The sequence below is a fragment of the Nocardioides psychrotolerans genome (assembly GCF_943371775.1).
Classification (GTDB): domain Bacteria; phylum Actinomycetota; class Actinomycetes; order Propionibacteriales; family Nocardioidaceae; genus Nocardioides; species Nocardioides psychrotolerans_A.
In genome coordinates this window covers 36837-53964 of record NZ_CALRWD010000021.1, presented here as the reverse complement: position 1 = coordinate 53964, position 17128 = coordinate 36837, and the positions used below count along the sequence as shown (strand labels likewise).

General features: G+C 70.4%; 16 protein-coding genes. 6 read left to right on the top strand and 10 right to left on the bottom strand.

The features are described 5' to 3' along the window. From AAG827_RS08445 to AAG827_RS08430, 4 genes are all read left to right on the top strand, one after another. A partial coding sequence (locus tag AAG827_RS08445; protein ID WP_341925472.1) for a multifunctional oxoglutarate decarboxylase/oxoglutarate dehydrogenase thiamine pyrophosphate-binding subunit/dihydrolipoyllysine-residue succinyltransferase subunit occupies window positions 1–3609 on the top strand: 3609 nt, incomplete at its 5' end. Window positions 3610–3619: 10 nt separating this feature from the next. After that, window positions 3620–3796 carry a DUF6104 family protein gene (locus tag AAG827_RS08440; RefSeq protein WP_192143457.1) on the top strand — a complete coding sequence of 59 codons (177 nt, stop codon included), beginning with the start codon at window positions 3620–3622 and terminating at the stop codon, window positions 3794–3796. A 6-nt stretch (window positions 3797–3802) separates the two neighbouring features. Next, a complete protein-coding gene (locus tag AAG827_RS08435) occupies window positions 3803–4471 on the top strand; it encodes a hypothetical protein (RefSeq protein WP_341925471.1) in 669 nt (222 codons plus the stop codon). Between the two features lie 9 nt (window positions 4472–4480). Continuing rightward, window positions 4481–5107 carry an acetoacetate decarboxylase family protein gene (locus AAG827_RS08430; RefSeq protein ID WP_341925470.1) on the top strand — a complete coding sequence of 209 codons (627 nt, stop codon included), beginning with the start codon at window positions 4481–4483 and terminating at the stop codon, window positions 5105–5107. Window positions 5108–5111: 4 nt separating this feature from the next. Here AAG827_RS08430 and AAG827_RS08425 read toward each other — a convergent pair whose 3' ends face one another. From AAG827_RS08425 to AAG827_RS08415, 3 genes are read right to left on the bottom strand one after another with little or no spacing between them, the layout of a single operon-like run. Beyond that, window positions 5112–5354, bottom strand: a complete 243-nt coding sequence (locus tag AAG827_RS08425; protein WP_341925469.1) for a hypothetical protein — start codon at window positions 5352–5354, stop codon at window positions 5112–5114. A 23-nt stretch (window positions 5355–5377) separates the two neighbouring features. Then, window positions 5378–6565 (bottom strand): acyl-CoA desaturase, encoded by a 1188-nt coding sequence (locus tag AAG827_RS08420; RefSeq protein WP_341925468.1) that lies wholly within the window; start codon window positions 6563–6565, stop codon window positions 5378–5380. A 17-nt stretch (window positions 6566–6582) separates the two neighbouring features. Next, on the bottom strand, window positions 6583–7707 hold the full coding sequence (locus AAG827_RS08415) for a ferredoxin reductase (protein WP_341925467.1): 1125 nt from the start codon (window positions 7705–7707) through the stop codon (window positions 6583–6585). A 128-nt stretch (window positions 7708–7835) separates the two neighbouring features. On the opposite strand from AAG827_RS08415, the gene AAG827_RS08410 reads away from it, so the two are divergent. After that, on the top strand, window positions 7836–8453 hold the full coding sequence (locus tag AAG827_RS08410; protein ID WP_341925466.1) for a TetR family transcriptional regulator: 618 nt from the start codon (window positions 7836–7838) through the stop codon (window positions 8451–8453). A gap of 21 nt (window positions 8454–8474) precedes the next feature. Here AAG827_RS08410 and AAG827_RS08405 read toward each other — a convergent pair whose 3' ends face one another. The 5 genes from AAG827_RS08405 to sodX form a co-directional block, all read right to left on the bottom strand. Next, window positions 8475–9167, bottom strand: a complete 693-nt coding sequence (locus tag AAG827_RS08405; RefSeq protein ID WP_341925465.1) for an SDR family oxidoreductase — start codon at window positions 9165–9167, stop codon at window positions 8475–8477. Then, on the bottom strand, window positions 9164–10141 hold the full coding sequence (locus AAG827_RS08400; protein ID WP_341925463.1) for a zinc-binding dehydrogenase: 978 nt from the start codon (window positions 10139–10141) through the stop codon (window positions 9164–9166). The genes AAG827_RS08405 and AAG827_RS08400 overlap by 4 nt, the downstream gene beginning before the upstream one ends. A 68-nt stretch (window positions 10142–10209) precedes the next feature. Then, window positions 10210–11169: a hypothetical protein gene (locus tag AAG827_RS08395; RefSeq protein ID WP_341925462.1), complete on the bottom strand. Its 960-nt coding sequence runs from the start codon at window positions 11167–11169 to the stop codon at window positions 10210–10212. 43 nt (window positions 11170–11212) lie between these two features. Then, complete coding sequence (locus AAG827_RS08390; RefSeq protein WP_341925461.1) at window positions 11213–12400, bottom strand: NADP-dependent malic enzyme; 1188 nt, start codon at window positions 12398–12400, stop codon at window positions 11213–11215. 58 nt (window positions 12401–12458) lie between these two features. Then, on the bottom strand, window positions 12459–12773 hold the full coding sequence (gene sodX / locus AAG827_RS08385) for a nickel-type superoxide dismutase maturation protease (RefSeq protein ID WP_341925460.1): 315 nt from the start codon (window positions 12771–12773) through the stop codon (window positions 12459–12461). Between the two features lie 49 nt (window positions 12774–12822). On the opposite strand from sodX, the gene sodN reads away from it, so the two are divergent. Then, window positions 12823–13221 carry a superoxide dismutase, Ni gene (gene sodN, locus AAG827_RS08380; RefSeq protein ID WP_309647549.1) on the top strand — a complete coding sequence of 133 codons (399 nt, stop codon included), beginning with the start codon at window positions 12823–12825 and terminating at the stop codon, window positions 13219–13221. Between the two features lie 97 nt (window positions 13222–13318). On the opposite strand, the gene AAG827_RS08375 is transcribed toward sodN, so the two are convergent. Next, window positions 13319–15703, bottom strand: a complete 2385-nt coding sequence (locus tag AAG827_RS08375) for an excinuclease ABC subunit UvrA (RefSeq protein ID WP_341925457.1) — start codon at window positions 15701–15703, stop codon at window positions 13319–13321. Between the two features lie 32 nt (window positions 15704–15735). Then, on the bottom strand, window positions 15736–17127 hold the full coding sequence (locus AAG827_RS08370) for a serine/threonine-protein kinase (RefSeq protein ID WP_341925456.1): 1392 nt from the start codon (window positions 17125–17127) through the stop codon (window positions 15736–15738). Window position 17128: the final 1 nt, after the last annotated feature.

Genomic DNA, 17128 nt, shown 5'->3' with positions numbered 1-17128 from the left:
ACCAGCAACGGGTCGGGCACCACCTCGACGAGCCAGGCGAGCAACGGCTCCGCCAACGGGACGACCGGCAAGGCACCGGCTGCGGCGACGCCGAAGCCCGCTGAGAAGACCGCGGAGAAGTCGGCGGCCCCCGCTGCCAAGGCCGAGGCCAAGCCGGCCCCGGTCGCCAAGCCGCGCCCGGAGTCCAAGGCTGCTGAGCCGGCCAAGGGCACCAGCAACCCGATGCCCAAGGAGACGCGCCCCGCCGAGCCCGCCGCGGCGAGCGACGAGCCGACCTACACCGTCCTGCGTGGCGCGCCTGCCCGCACCGCGGCCAACATGGACGCCTCCCTGACGGTGCCCACAGCGACGTCGGTGCGCTCGGTCCCGGTCAAGCTGCTGTGGGACAACCGCACCGTCATCAACAACCACCTGGCCCGCGCCCGCGGCGGCAAGGTCTCCTTCACGCACCTGATCGGCTACGCGCTGGTCAAGGCCGTGCGCTCGATGCCGGAGATGAACAACGGCTTCGAGGTCCGCGAGGGCAAGCCCAACCTGATCACGCCGGCCCACATCAACCTCGGTCTCGCGATCGACGTCCCCAAGCCCGACGGCTCGCGCCAGCTGCTCGTCCCGAGCATCAAGGCCGCCGAGACGATGGACTTCGCCGGCTTCTGGACCGCCTACGAGGAGATCGTGCGCAAGGCGCGCGACAACAAGCTCGCGGTGACCGACTTCCAGGGCACCTCGATCTCGCTGACCAACCCCGGTGGCATCGGCACCGTGCACTCCGTGCCGCGCCTGATGGCCGGCCAGGGCGCGATCATCGGCGTCGGCGCCATGGAGTACCCGCCGGAGTGGCAGGGCGCCTCGGCCGAGGCGATCGCCCGCAACGCGATCAGCAAGGTCATGACGCTGACCTCGACCTACGACCACCGCGTCATCCAGGGCGCCCAGTCGGGTGAGTTCCTCAAGCGCATGCACCAGCTGCTGCTCGGCGAGGACGACTTCTACGACGAGATCTTCCGCTCGCTGCGCATCCCCTACGAGCCGATCCGCTGGAGCAACGACATCTCGACGTCGCACGACGACGAGATCAGCAAGCAGGCCCGCATCCTCGAGCTCATCCACGCCTACCGCGTGCGCGGGCACATGATGGCCGACACCGACCCGCTCGAATACCGCCAGCGCAGCCACCCCGACCTCGAGGTGGAGTCGCACGGCCTGACGCTGTGGGACCTCGACCGTGAGTTCGCCACCGGCTCCTTCGGGGGCGAGGGCCGCCGCTTCATGAAGCTGCGTGGCATCCTCGGCATCCTGCGCGACTCCTACTGCCGCACCACCGGCATCGAGTACATGCACATCATGGATCCCGAGCAGCGCCGGTGGATCCAGGAGCGCGTGGAGCAGCCGCACACCAAGCCGCCTCGCGAGGAGCAGCTGCGGATCCTGCTCAAGCTCAACCAGGCCGAGGCCTTCGAGACGTTCCTGCAGACGAAGTTCGTCGGGCAGAAGCGCTTCAGCCTCGAGGGCGGCGAGACCACGATCCCCGTCATCGACGAGATCTGCGAGGCGGCCGCCGAGGCCGACCTCGACGAGGTCACGATCGGCATGGCCCACCGCGGCCGGCTCAACGTGCTGGCCAACATCGTCGGCAAGAAGTACAGCCAGATCTTCCGCGAGTTCGAGGGCAACATCGACCCGCGCACGGTCCAGGGCTCCGGCGACGTGAAGTACCACCTCGGCGCCGAGGGCGAGTTCGAGGCCGGGTCCGGTGACACCATCAAGGTGTCCGTCGCGGCCAACCCCTCGCACCTCGAGGCCGTCGACCCCGTCCTCGAGGGCATCGCCCGCGCCAAGCAGGACGTGCTCGACAAGGGCGCCGCCTACCCCGTGCTGCCTCTGCTGGTCCACGGTGACGCGGCGTTCGCCGGCCAGGGGGTCGTCGCCGAGACGCTCAACCTGAGCCAGCTGCGTGGCTACCGCACCGGCGGCACGATCCACGTGGTCGTCAACAACCAGGTCGGCTTCACCACCTCGCCCGGCTCGTCGCGCTCCTCGCTCTACTGCACGGACGTCGCGCGCATGGTCCAGGCGCCGATCTTCCACGTCAACGGCGACGACCCCGAGGCCTGCATCCGCGTGGCCCGCCTCGCGTTCGAGTACCGCCAGGCGTTCAACAAGGACGTCGTCATCGACCTGGTCTGCTACCGCCGTCGCGGTCACAACGAGGGCGACGACCCGTCCTACACCCAGCCGTTGATGTATGACCTCATCGAGCAGAAGCGCTCGGTCCGCAAGCTCTACACCGAGTCCCTGATCGGTCGTGGCGACATCACGATCGAGGAGGCCGAGCAGGTCCTGCGCGACTACCAGCAGCAGCTGGAGCGGGTCTTCACCGAGGTGCGCGAGGCCAGCAGCCAGCCCTCGGAGTGGACCACGGTCCCCGACTACCCGGACAAGCCCGCGGGCGAGACCGAGACGGCCATCTCGCTGGAGTTCCTCAAGCGGATGTCCGACGCCTACGTCACGCCGCCCGACGGCTTCACCGTGCACCCCAAGGTGATGCCGCAGCTGCAGCGTCGCGCGACGGCGATCACCGAGGGCCCCATCGACTGGGGCACCGGTGAGATCCTCGCCTTCGGCTCGCTCCTCATGGACGGACGCCCCGTGCGCCTGGCCGGCCAGGACTCGCGCCGCGGCACGTTCGTGTCGCGCTTCGGCACGATCATCGACCGCGTCAACGCCGACGAGTGGACCCCGCTGTCCTCGCTCACCGAGGACCAGGCGAAGTTCTACATCTACGACTCGCTGCTCTCCGAGTACGCCGCCCTCGGCTTCGAGTACGGCTACTCCGTGGCCCGCCCCGAGGCCCTCGTGCTGTGGGAGGCGCAGTTCGGCGACTTCGTCAACGGCGCGCAGACGGTCATCGACGAGTTCATCTCCTCGGGCGAGACCAAGTGGCGCCAGGAGTCCGGTGTCGTGCTGCTCCTCCCCCACGGCTACGAGGGCCAGGGGCCGGACCACTCGTCCGCGCGCATCGAGCGCTTCATGACGATGGCGGCAGACGAGGCGTTCGTGGTGGCCCAGCCGTCCACCCCGGCGTCGTACTTCCACCTGCTGCGTCGCCACTCGCTGGGCGAGAAGCACCGACCGCTCATCGTCTTCACGCCCAAGTCGATGCTCAAGCGCAAGGAGGCCGCCTCGCAGCCGGCCGACTTCACCTCGGGCTCCTTCCGCCCCTTCATCGGGGACGCGGACGCCAACCCCGGGAAGGTCGACACCCTGCTGATCTGCTCGGGTCGCGTGACCTGGGACCTCATGGTCGACCGTGCCAAGCGGGAGAACCCCGAGCGCTTCGCCATCGCCCGTGTGGAGCAGCTCTACCCGCACCCGATCGACGACATCAAGGCCGAGATCGCGCGCTATCCCCACCTCAAGGGTGTGCGCTGGGTGCAGGACGAGCCGGTCAACATGGGTCCGTGGCCCAACTACGCGCTCAACGTCTGGCCCGAGGTCGACGCCCAGGTGGAGGGCATCACGCGCACCGCCTCCAGCTCGCCGTCGGTGGGCACCGTCAAGCGGCACGCAGCCGAGCAGAAGGACCTGCTCGACCGCGCCTTCGCCTGATCGGAGCGGCATGTACTTCACCGATCGCGGCATCGAGGAGCTCGAGAAGCGCCGGGGTGACGAGGAGGTCACCCTGGCGTGGGTCGCCGACCGGCTGCAGGAGTTCACCGACACCCACCCGGAGTTCGAGACGGCCGTCGAGCGGCTGGCCACCTGGCTGGCCCGCCTCGACGACCCGGACGACTGAGAGCGCATGAGCGACGACTACGTCGACTATGCCGCCTGGGGCGTGGCGTTCTTCCGCAGCGCGGTCTCCGCCGAGCGCGTCCTGGCGGGCATCAACGTGCTGGCGGGGCAGCCCATCGACGTCGGCCCGCTCGGCGTCGGCCCCGGCCGGGTGGTCAAGATCCGGGCGACCGGTGCGATCGGCCAGGCGGTGGGGGCCCGCGTGGGCGAGGACCCGGTGAGCTTCCGGATCGAACTGCCGGTGACCCTGGAGTTCGCGATCGACCTGGGCGTGGACACCCAGCGCTTCGTGGCCGACATCGACGTCCCCCTGGTGCTGACCGCGCGCGCCCGCCGGGACCTGGCGATCGTCCTCGACGTCACCCCGCCGAACGCGCAGCAGGTCGTGGTGCGGGTGCAGGCCCAGGGTGTCCGGGCCTCCATCACCAAGCGCGCCGCCAACGTCGAGGGCGAGCTCCAGCGGTTCGTGGCGTCGTACGTCGCCCGGGAGCTCGACAAGCCCTACGTCGTGGCGGCGCGCACCATCGACGTCTCGGGTGCGATCGACAAGGCCATCACCACGCTCGGTCCGCGCGCTCCCCAGGCCGAGGAGATGACCTCGGACCTGCCGACCGCGCTCGAGGCCGAGATCCGCGAGCACGAGACGCTCTTCACCGACGACACACTCACGCCCTAGTCTGCGGCCATGGCCGAGCAACCGCACGAGACGACCGCCTATCCCGCAGCTCCGTGGCGGATGGTGGGCTCCTTGTGGCTCTCGCTCTTCAAGGTGCGCGACGACGTCGACGAGCTGCGTCCGGCCGGCATCTACGGAGCCGCCTTCGTCAGCTATGAGGAGGGCAGCCCGCTGACCTACTCCGAGCTGCTGGTGGCGCGCCCGGTCACGTCGGCCGAGCACGGGAAGCGGGTCAGCATCACCGACATCTGGGTCGACTCCCCGGCTTCGGTCGCCGGGGGCCGCGAGCTCTGGGCCATCCCCAAGGACCTGTGCGACTTCACCTTCGAGAGCAGCCACACGGGTCCGCTCTCACGGACCGAGTGGTCGGCGTCGGTGGCGCGACGACCGATCGCCAGCGCGCGCTTCACCGACGTCTCGCGCGGGATGCTGAGGGTGCCCTTCAAGGGCGGCACCTGGCAGCCCGGGCTGCCCGAGGGCGGTGGAGAGAAGACCGCCACGCTCCAGGGCTCCGCACGGACGCTGCCGTGCCGTGGGGTGTGGGACTTCGCCGCGGACGGGCCCCTGGGCTTCCTGCGCGACGCGCGACCGCTGGCGTCGGCCCGCATGGCGAGCTTCCGCATGTCCTTCGGCTGAGCGGTCAGTCGCCCTGCTCGTCGGCCGCCTTGCGGGCCGCCTCGCGGATCTCGAAGACCTCGGTCGCGAAGCCCCCGACGGCGCCTGCGACGTCCTGCACGGCCTTGGTGATGATGCTCGCGACCTCGCCCACGGCCGAGGCCGCCGCCTCGACCGTGGACTGCACGGCGTCCTTGCCGATCTCACCCTTGGACAGGTGGTCGGCCCCCGAGCGGTCGGCGCTGTCGTCGTGCATGCCCTCGTCCATGCCCTCAGTGTGACCCGTCGGGCTCACGCAGCCAACGAGGTGTCGGTCACGGTCTCCACGTCCGGCTTGCGCAGGAAGGACGGCACCAGGTCGCTCTTCTTGTCGGGCAGCGCGAAGCGGCAGATCTTCTTGGCGACGCTCAGCAGCTGCTGGCCGAGCGGGCCCTCGTTGTAGCCGATGCCGTAGCGGTCGCAGATCTCGCGGACCTCCTCCGCGATCTCCGGGTAGCGGCGCGCCGGGAGGTCGGGGAACAGGTGGTGCTCGATCTGGTGCGACAGGTTGCCGGTCATCACGTGGAAGAGCTTCCCGCCGGTGATGTTGGCCGAGCCCAGCAGCTGGCGGTAGTACCAGTGGCCGCGCGACTCGTTCTCGCACTCCTCCTCGGAGAAGGTGGCGACCCCGGCCGGGAAGTGGCCGCAGAAGATGATGTTGAACGCCCAGATGTTGCGGATCAGGTTGGCCGTCGCGTTGCCCGCGAAGGTGAGCGGGAAGAGCGGCCCGGTCAGTGCCGGGAAGAGCACGTAGTCCTTGAGCGCCTGGCGCTTGATCTTCTTCATCAGCCCCGGGTAGATCGCCTTGTTGTCCTCCAGCGACCGCTTGCCCGACACGATGTTCTCGACCTCGAGGTCGTGCATCGCGACGCCCCACTCGAAGAAGACCATCAGCAGGAGCGCGTAGAGCGGGTTGCCGAGGTAGTAGGGGTGCCACTTCTGGTCGGCGTCCATCCGCAGGATGCCGTAGCCGATGTCACGGTCCTTGCCGAGGATGTTGGTGAAGGTGTGGTGGATGTAGTTGTGGCTGTACTTCCACTGCTCACCGGGGCACACGTTGTCCCAGTCGTACATCCGGGAGTTGAGGCCCGGGTCGCCCATCCAGTCGTACTGGCCGTGCATGACGTTGTGGCCGATCTCCATGTTGTCGAGGATCTTGGAGACGCTGAGCGCGGCGACCGCGAGCGGCCACGCCGGCGGGAGGTAGAACAGCGCGCGACCGGCGACCTCGAAGCCGCGCTGGGCCTTGACGACCTTGCGGATGTAGTCAGCGTCCTCCTCGCCGAGCTGGCCGAGGGCGCGCTGGCGGATGGCGTCCATCTCGGCGCCGAAGGCGTCGAGCTGCTCGGTGGTGAGACGACGCAGCTCGGCGTCGCCGGGCACGCGCGCCTCGGAGGCGGTGCTGCCGACAGTGGCGGTGGGGTCCTGGGTGATGGTCATGAGTGGTGGTTCCTTCGTCAGAGGTCGACGACGCAGTCGCCGACGGGGGCGGAGACACAGATCTGGATGTCCTCGTCGGGCAGCGAGGACTCGGCACCGGTGACCACGTTGCGCACGGTGCCCTCGGTCTTGGTCTTGGTGCAGGAGAAGCAGATGCCCATGCGGCAGCCGAACTCGGGCTTGAGACCGAGCGCCTCGGCCTGCTCGAGGAGGCTCGCGCCGGTGTTGGCGGCCTCTGCGCCGGAGCGGCTGAACGACACCTGGCCCTCGGCCGTGCCGGAGACGGTCATGGGCGGCTTGAAGAACTCCACGCGCAGCCGGCTCGGCTCGGTGGAGCCGACCTCGACGCCGTACGCCGCGTGGACGAGCTCGATGAGCCCGCCCGGGCCGCAGGCCCAGGTGTCGACGTCGCGGAAGTCGGGCACCAGGCGACGCAGCTCGAACTCGCTGAAGACGTGGTCGCCGTAGCGCAGGTGCACGTCGACGTGGTTGTCGCCGGCGGCGATCTCGGCCAGCTCCTCGGCGAAGATCTGGTCCTCGGGCGAGCGGGCGTAGTGCAGGAACGTCACCTTGCGGTTGGCACGGCCGTCGTAGCCGTCGCGGAGCAGGGTGCGCACCATCGACATGACCGGCGTGATGCCCGAGCCGCCGCTGATCATCAGCAGGTGGTTGATCGTCGGGGTGGCCGGGCTCTCGGTGAGGGTGAAGTCCCCCATCGCCTGGCTGAGGTGGATCATCTGCCCCGGCTGCGCCTGGGTGACGAGGAACTTCGAGACCTGGCCCTCGTCGTGCGCACGGATCGTCAGCGTGAACTGCTCACCCGGCGCCGAGGCGGCCGAGGAGATGGAGAAGCAGCGGGTGAAGCGCTTGGCGCTGCCCGGCAGGTCGACGCCCACCTGGACGTGCTGCCCGGCGCGGTGGCCGCGCCATGTCGCGGTGGGCTGGAGGGTCAGGGTGGCGACGGGGGCGGTGTCGAGGCCGGCGGTCTCGCGGTGGACGCTGACCACCCGGGCGCGGACCTCGTGGGCGGCCCACATCGGGTTGACCTGCTCGAGGTAGCGGTCCACGCCGTGCGGCGAGGTGAGGGCGGCGAGCGCACGGGAGCGGAGCAGGCTCTGCAACGGGCTGGCGGTGAGGCTCATCCGGGGCTCCTTGGCGTGTCAGATTGAGTGTACGTTCGTACACTCAAAACTCTCGCAGCACCGATCGGCCGGGTCAACCGTCGTCAGCCGTGACAGTGCACACATGTGCACTGATAAACTCGACGCTTGTGACCGAGACCCGCGGCGAGCGCAAGGAGCGGACCCGCCGCGCCATCCTCGACGCGGCCCTCCGGCTCTGCGAGGACAGCAGCCTGGTGGCGTTGTCCCTGCGGCAGGTGGCCAAGGAGGTCGGCATCGTCCCGACCGCGTTCTACCGGCACTTCGACTCGATCGAGGCCCTCGGCCTCGAGCTGGTCGACGAGTCGTTCGTGTCCCTGCGGGCGATGCTGCTCGACGTGCGGCGCAGCGATCCCGCCTTCGACGACATCATCGACTCCTCGATCGGCATCCTGGTCGAGCACGTCCACCAGCAGCGGGCGCACTTCCAGTTCATCGTCCGCGAGCGCGCCGCGGGGCCGCTGCGCGTGCGCGAGGCGATCAACACCGCCATCGAGCAGTTCGAGAAGGAGCTGGCCACCGACCTGGTCCGCCTCACGGGCACGACCACGTGGTCGCCCGACGACCTGCAGATCCTGTCGGGCCTCATCGTGACGGCGATGGTGGGGCTGGCCGAGGCGATCCTGCGCACCCCCGACCCCGGCGCCGAGAAGGCGATCGTCGAGGGCGCCCGGGTGCAGCTGCGCATGGTGCTGGTCGGCGCCCTCAACTGGCGTTCGAAGCGCTAGGTCGGATCCGGGCAGGACAGGTCAGGTCGCCCGCGGCAGCACCGGACGCACGGTGACCTCGGGGATGCTCGCGTCGTCGGGCAGGTCGAGCACGTGCAGGATCGTGTCGACCACGGTCGAGGGTGCGATCCAGCGCGAGGCGTCGTAGGTGCGCCCCTCCTGCTCGTGCACCTTCTCCTGCATCGGGGTCGCGGTGCGGCTGGGGAAGATCGTCGTCACGCGCACGCCGTGCTCGACCTCCTCGGCCCGCAACGCGTCCGCGAAGCCGCGCAACCCGAACTTCGAGGCGGCGTAGGCGGACCAGTCGGCGTTGGCGCTCAGGCCCGCGGAGGAGTTGACGAAGACGACCGTGCCGCGCGTGCGGCGCAGGGCCGGCAGGCACCGTCGCGTGAGGATCGCCGGGGCGACGAGGTTGACCGCCAGGTGGTGGCTCAGCACCTCGCTCCCCTGCTCCGCCACGCACCCGAGCTCCACCACGCCGGCGACGTGGTGCAGTGAGTCGATCTCCTCGGGCAGCCCGCTGATCCGCTCCAGCGCGCTCGCGTCCGCCAGGTCGGCCACCACGACCTGGCTGCCGGGATAGCGCTCGGCGAGCTCGTCGGCGCGCGCCGTGGTCCTCGCCAGGAGGACCAGGTGGTCACCGCGCCCCTGCAGCCGGTCGGCGAGGACGGCCCCGATGCCGGAGCCCGCCCCCGTCACCAGGTGGGTGGTCATCGCGTGAAGACGACCTTGCCGAAGATGTCGCCCTGCGCCATGGCCGCGAAGCCGTCGCGGGCGTCGGTCATCGGGATCGCCCGGTCGATGAGCGGCCGGGCACCCGTCGCGTCGAGCAGGGCGACGAGCGAGGCCAGCTCGCCGCTGGTGCCCATGGTCGAGCCGATGACGCTGAGCTGGAGGAAGAAGATGCGGGTCAGCTCGGCGTCGTCGAGCGTCGGGCCCGACGTCGTGCCGCTGATGACGATCTTGCCGCCGGGGCGCAGGGCGCGCACCGAGTGCGACCAGGTCGCGCGACCGACGGTCTCCATCACCGCGTCGACCTTGACGGGCAGGCGGGCACCGGACTCGAACACCTCGTGGGCGCCGAGCTCCAGGGCCTTGGCCCTCTTGGTCTCGTCGCGCGAGGTGGCCAGCACCTTGAGCCCACCGGCGCGGGCCAAGGTGATGAGCGCCGTGGCCACTCCCCCGCCGGCGCCCTGCACGAGCACGGTGTCGCCGGCCTTGAGGTCGCCCTGGGTGTAGAGCATCCGGTAGGCGGTCAGCCAGGCGGTCGGCAGGCAGGCGGCCTCCTCGAAGGAGAGCGACGCGGGCTTGGCGATCACGTTGGAGGTCGGGACGACCACCTTGTCGGCGAAGGTGCCCTGGTGGCGCTCGGAGAGCAGGGAGCGTCGGGGGTCGAAGGTCTCGTCCCCACGCCAGCTCGGGTCGGAGATGACCGCATGCACGACGACCTCGTTGCCGTTCTCGTCGAGGCCGGCGGCATCGCAGCCCAGGATCATCGGCAGCGCCTCCTCGCGCAGGCCCACGCCGCGCAGCGACCAGAGGTCGTGGTGGTTGAGCGAGGCGGCCTTGACGGTGACGGTGGTCCATCCGTCCGGGGCGACCGGGTCGGGTCGTTCCCCGATGACCAGGCCCGCGAAGGGGTCCTCGGAGTCGGCGGCGGCAAAGGAATCGGCATAGACGGCGAACATGTCTCGGAGCCTAGTAGGACGGCCTCGAGCCGTGAGCCGCAGGCGACTCTGCGGTCACCCTCGGCGCGTCACCGCAGGGCGACCGACGCGGCCCCGAGCAGCTCGAGGATCGCCCGGGCCTCGGCCACGCCGTCCTCGCTCTCCTCGTCCGGCGTGACCTGGTAGGTCGCGTCCTGCGTGGCGGCCCAGGCGGTGACCCGGCTCGGGTCGTCGTCACGGACGCCGATGAACGCCTCGAGGAGACCGGGCGCCGTGACGTCCTCGACGGTGCCGGAGCGCTCGTCGAGGCTCCGAGCAGCGTCCAGGGACGGCCGGTCGGCGAAGTCGGAGACGCTGAGGTAGGAGAACGTGTCCTCGGGCGACGTGCGGAACAGGCACTGGCGCAGACCCTCGACCCCGTCGTTGCGCTCCGAGACCACGGCCTGGCCGAGCGCCTCGGCGACGGCCGCGTCACCCAGCAGGTCGCAGGGGTGAGGGACGTCCACGGGCGTGAAGACGGCATCGGCCGGCAGGTCCCCGCCGACGAGCATCGTCATGGCCGCCACCATCACCCGCCTCTCGTCCTCCCGCGTGGCGCCGACGAACGGCGTGATGGCATACCACCCGCCCTCGACCGTCGCAATCAGCGAGCGCGACGAGATGCCCGACATCGTGTCCTCCAGCTCGACGGCCTCGACGGTGCCCTCGATCTCCAGCGGCTCGGTGGAGTGGTCCTCGGAGGACGACGTCAGCTCGGTGACGATCTCGTCCAAGGACGCCTCCCGGCTCTCCGAGATGATGGCCAGGATCGGGAGGTCCTCCTCGCCGGTGACGCTGCAGTTGCCCGCGCCGAGGAAGCGCTTCTCCTCGATCGTCACCGGCTCGCCGACGAGCTTCTCCACCTCCGCGGCGTCCAGCGCACCACAGATCGGCAGGGACGGACCCTCGTCGCGGTCGGCGCGCTCCCGCTCACCGCCCTCGGAGCAGGCGGTGAGGGCCACCACGAGCGTCGTCAGCGAGCAGGTCAGGGCGAGGGAGGCGCGGCGCATGCCGGGTCTCTTCCCCCGCCGGGGTCATGTCAACCGTCGACGGTCAGCGGCGCGCGACGCCGTCGCGACGGGCCGCGGCTGCCACCGCGCTCGAGACGGCAGGGCCCACCCGCGGGTCGAACGGCGAGGGGATGATCATCTCCTCGGTCAGCTCGTCGCCGACCAGCTCGGCCAGCGCCTCGGCCGCGGCGAGCTTCATGCCCTCGGTGATCGCGGTGGCGTGGACGTCGAAGGCGCCGCGGAAGATCCCAGGGAAGGCCAGCACGTTGTTGATCTGGTTGGGGAAGTCCGAGCGACCCGTCGCGACCACGCGGGCGTGGCGGCGAGCCACGTCGGGGTGGACCTCCGGCGTCGGGTTCGCCAGGCCGAAGACGATCGAGTCGGGCGCCATGGTGGCGACGTACTCCTCCGGCACGGTGCCACCGGACAGGCCGATGTAGACGTCGGCGCCGTCCAGCGCGTCGGCCAGGGTGCCGCTGCGGCCGTAGCGGTCGGCGGTGTCGACGGCGAGCGCGCGCTTGACCGGGGTCAGGTCGGCACGCTGCGAGTTGAGCACGCCCTTGCGGTCGGTGACGGCGAGGTCGGTGATGCCGGCCTCGAGCAGGATGCGGGCCACGGCGACACCGGCGGCTCCGGCCCCGGAGATGACCACGCGGGTCGTGCCCGGCTCGCGACCGGTCAGCTTGAGGGCATTCGTGAGCGCGGCCAGCACCACGACGGCGGTGCCGTGCTGGTCGTCGTGGAAGACCGGGATGTCGAGCATCGCCTTGAGCCGGTCCTCGATCTCGAAGCACCGGGGCGCCGAGATGTCCTCCAGGTTGATGCCGCCGAAGCTCGGGGCCATCCTGGCGACGGTCTCGATGATCTCCTCGACGTCGGTGGTGTCCAGGCAGATCGGGACGGCGTCGACGCCGCCGAACTGCTTGAAGAGGACCGCCTTGCCCTCCATGACCGGCATCGCCGCGGCGGGGCCGATGTCGCCCAGGCCGAGCACGGCGGTGCCGTCGCTGACCACGGCGACGACGTTGGGGACCCAGGTGTAGTGCTGGGTCATCGACGGGTCGGCGGCGATCGCCTCGCACACCAGGGCGACGCCCGGTGTGTAGGCGAGCGAGAGGTCGTCAGCACCGTCCAGCGGCGCCGTGGACACGATCTGCATCTTGCCTCCGACATGGAGGTCGAAGACCGGGTCGCCGGCGTGCGGGTGCGAGGGGGAATCAGCAACAGCCACGATCCGGGATCCTCCCACAACCGTCCTGACCCCCTCGGGCCGTCCCAGATGAGTCATCTCACAACCGACGGGGGCGGGGCCAGACCCGCGCCAGCACGACCGCCACCACGTCCTCCTCGCGCACCGGCCCCCGGTGCCGGGAGTCGACCCCGACGTCGGGGGCGTCGCTGAGCAGCCACCACCCCGTCGTACGACGCTGCGCCGCGCGCTTGACCGCGAGGGTCCCGTCGGGGAAGCGGGCCACGACCACCGCCCCGGGGCGGGGCCGGCGTCGGTGACTGACCAGGAGGCGGTCGCCGGCCGTCAGCGTGGGCTCCATCGAGTCACCGCGGACGAGGGCCCACCCATAGGGAGGTCGTGAGGTCCGTGGCATGCGGAGTAGTGTCCCAACGACAAGCTCTGTTGACGACGAGAGGACACGCATGTTCGCGCGACTGTTCGCCCCCACTGTCGAGGTCTCCGCCCACTGCGACCTGCCCTGTGGTGTCTACGACCCCGCTCAGGCACGCATCGAGGCCGAGTCCATCAAGGCCCTGATCGGGAAGGTGGCCGACAACGACGACCCCGACTTCCGCACGCGGGCGGTGCTGATCAAGGAGGAGCGCTCCGAGCTGGTCAAGCACCACCTCTGGGTGCTGTGGACCGACTACTTCAAGCCCCCGCACTTCGAGAAGTACCCCCAGCTCCACACGCTGGTCAACGAGGCCACCAAGCTCGCCGGCGCCTCGGGCACCAAGGGCACGCTCGACGCCGACGTGGCCGACCAGCTGCTCGCGAAGATCGACGAGATCGCCGAGATCTTCTGGGAGACCAAGAAGTGAGCCCGAGGGGCGAGCTTGCTCGTCCCCTCGCAGGTCGCTGACCTGCTGCACGTCCCTCGCCCCCGGCCCCGCACAGGAGCCGGGGGCGAGGTGCGTCTCAGCCGCCGACGTACGACGACAGGTGCTGGCCGGTGAGCGTCGAGGCGTCGGCGACGAGGGCGGCCGGCGTGCCCTCGAAGACGATCGTGCCGCCGTCGTGGCCGGCACCCGGGCCGAGGTCGATGATCCAGTCGGCGTGGGCCATCACCGCCTGGTGGTGCTCGATGACGATCACCGACAGCCCGGAGTCCACGAGGCGGTCGAGGAGCCCGAGCAGCTGCTGGACATCGGCGAGGTGGAGACCGGTCGTCGGCTCGTCGAGCACGTAGACCGCGCCCTTCTCGGCCATCTGGACGGCCAGCTTGAGCCGCTGCCGCTCGCCTCCGGAGAGGGTCGTGAGCGGCTGGCCCAGGCTGAGGTAGCCCAGCCCGACGTCCGAGAGCCGGTCGAGGATCTTGTGCGCGGCGGGCACCCTGGCGGCACCGTCGGCGAAGAACGCGGTGGCCTCGCCGACCGACATGGCCAGGACCTCGCTGATGTCCTTGCCACCGAGCGTGTAGTCCAGCACCGACGCCTGGAAGCGCCGCCCCTCGCACTCCTCGCAGAGGGACTCGACGGTGGCCATGACGCCCAGCTCGGTGAAGATCACCCCGGCGCCGTTGCAGGTCGAGCAGGCCCCCTCGGAGTTGGAGCTGAAGAGCGCCGGCTTGACACCGTTGGCCTTGGCGAACGCCTTGCGGATCGGCTCGAGGAGCCCGGTGTACGTCGCCGGGTTGCTGCGCCGCGACCCCTTGATCGCGCTCTGGTCGACCGACACGACGCCCTCGCGGCCCAGCACCGAGCCGGTCACCAGCGAGCTCTTGCCTGAGCCGGCGACCCCGGTGAGGACGCAGAGCACGCCCAGCGGGATGTCGACATCGACCTGCTTGAGGTTGTGCGCCGCCGCTCCTCGGACCTCGAGCACCCCGGTGGCCGGCCGCACCTCGTCCTTGAGCCGCGCGCGGTCGTCGAGGTGACGACCGGTCGTCGTGTCGCTCGACCGCAGGCCCTCCACCGAGCCCTCGAAGCAGACCGTGCCGCCGCCGGTGCCCGCCCCGGGGCCGATGTCGACGACGTGGTCGGCGATCGCGATCGTCTCCGGCTTGTGCTCGACGACCAGGACGGTGTTGCCCTTGTCGCGCAGCTGGAGCAGCAGCTGGTTCATCCGCTCGATGTCGTGCGGGTGCAGGCCGATGGTGGGCTCGTCGAAGACGTAGGTGACGTCGGTGAGCGAGGAGCCCAGGTGGCGGATCATCTTCGTGCGCTGGGCCTCACCACCCGACAGCGTCCCGGAGGGCCGGTCCAGCGAGAGGTAGCCCAGACCGATCTCGGTGAACGAGTCGAGCAGGTGCTGCAGCCCGGTCAGCAGGGGCGCGACCGACGGCTCCTCCAGCCGGCGCACCCAGACGGCCAGGTCGCTGATCTGCATCGCGCAGAGGTCCGCGATGTTCTTGCCGGCGATCTTGGACGACAGCGCCTCGCGCGTGAGCCGCGTGCCTCCGCAATCGGGGCAGGTCTGGAAGGTGACCGCCCGCTCGACGAACCGTCGTACGTGCGGCTGCATGGCCTCGGGGTCCTTGGAGAGCATCGACTTCTGGATCTTGGGGATGATCCCGTCGAAGGTCAGGTTGATGCCCTCGACCTTGATCTTGGTCGGCTCGGCGTAGAGCATCGTGTCGAGCTGCTTCTGGGTGAACGAAGCGATCGGCTTGTCCATCGGCAGGCCGACGCCCTCGAAGAGCCGCCCGTACCACCCCTCCATCGAGTAGCCCGGGATCGTCAGCGCACCGTCGCTCAACGACTTGGTCTCGTCGTAGAGCGCCGTGAGGTCGATGTCGCTCACGTTGCCCATGCCCTCGCACCGCGGGCACATGCCGCCGAGGTAGACCGCGTCCTTCACCACGCTCTTCTCGACACGGCCACCCTTGTCGGTCGACATCACCCCACTGGCCTTGCGTGTCGGGACGTTGAAGGAGAACGCCGTCTGCGGACCGATGTAGGGATCACCGAGACGGCTGAAGAGGATGCGCAGCATCGCGCTGGCGTCGGTGGCGGTGCCCACGGTCGAGCGCGGGTTGGCCCCGAGCCGCTCCTGGTCGACGATGATCGCGGTCGTCAGTCCCTCGAGGAGGTCGACCTCCGGGCGCGCCAGGGACGGCATGAACCCCTGCACGAAGGCGCTGTAGGTCTCGTTGATCATCCGCTGCGACTCCGCGGCGATCGTGCCGAACACCAACGAGCTCTTGCCCGAGCCCGACACCCCGGTGAAGACCGTGAGGCGACGCTTGGGGATCTCGACGTCGACGTCACGCAGGTTGTTGACCCTCGCGCCGTGCACGCGGATGAGGTCGTGGCTGTCGGCGGGGTGCCGTGTCGTGGGGGGGCCTGCCGGCTGGTCATTCATGGTGACGACGCTACGGCGTGCGCGGAGAGCCGTCACCGGGTCCGTCGACCGCGACAGGTGTAGCCCACCAGGGCGCTGTCGTGCACCGAGTCGGGGCGCAGCACCGTCAGCACCGCGGCCCCTTCCAGCGGACGAGACCCCCGCATGGTGAACTCCAGTCGTGCGGACACGCGCTGCTGTCCCGCCGCCACCCGCACGGTGCGCTTCGCGTTCGGCACGCCGTCGGGTCGGGTCCACTGCAGGGTCAGCGTGCCCGCCTCTCCGTTCGTGCGCACCAGGCCGGTGAAGACGAACGCGGCGCGCGGGCAGGTCCCCTGCCGCGTCGAGGCCTCCACCTCCACCGAGGTCACCTCCAGCGGGGAGTCCCACGGCGAGACCAGGACGACGACGGCGACCAGGGCGGCGACGGCCGCGGCGGCGACGGCGGCGCCCACGGCCCGCAGCCGCTCCTTGCTCGACCGCGACCTGGCCGACGACGCCCTCCGCGCAGGGGCCGGGTCGTCCCCTGCCCGCGTCGCGGGCTGAGCGACCGCCACGACGGTCGGGTCGCTCCTGGCGGAGTCCGCTGCAGGCTCCCGCCAGGCAGCCGGCGGCCACGCACCAGCGGGGACCGCCGCCAACCGGTCGACGAGCGCGAGGGGGAGCAACCGCTGGCCCGGATCCTTGTCCAGCCCAGCCAGGAGGGCGTCGGCTGCAGCCGCCGGAACGCCGGGCAGGACGTCGCGCGGCGGCACCGGCGGGTGCTCCCAGTGAGCGATCACGAGAGCCACGGCGTCACCGGCATCGAACGGCCGTCGACCGAGCAGCGTCTCGTAGGCCATCACGGCGAACGAGTAGGCGTCCGAGGCGGGACTCGGCTCCGCGATGCCCTGGCTCACCTCCGGAGGGAAGTACGCCGGTGTCCCCGACGGCGCCCCGCCGCCCGTGCGGAAGCCGGACGCGTCCGCGACGGCCCGCGCCAGACCGAAGTCGCCCAACCGTGCGTGGCCGTCGGGCAGCACGAACACGTTGCCCGGCTTGACGTCGCGGTGCACGACCCCCTGCTCGGCCATGGCAGCGAGCGCCTCGGCGACGTCGCGCAGGACCACCATCGCTTGGTCGACCGGCAGCCGCTCGCCGTCGAGCAGGTCGAGGAGGTTGACCCCGGGGACGTACTCCATGACGAGCAGTGCACCGCCGTCGCCGGTCATGAGGTCGTAGACCTTCACCACCGACCGGCAGCGGGTGCTCGCCAGGATCCTCGCCTCACGGCGGAACCGCTCCAGGTTGTCGGTGTCGGTCAGGGCGTGGGGCAGGATCCGCTTGATCGCGACGAGCCGCCCGATCGCCGGCTGCCGGGCGAGGAACACCTCGCCGAACCCCCCGGCCCCGAGCCGTCGGACGAGCTCGTAGCCGGGCGGCAGGTCGAGCGCCGCATCTGCCATA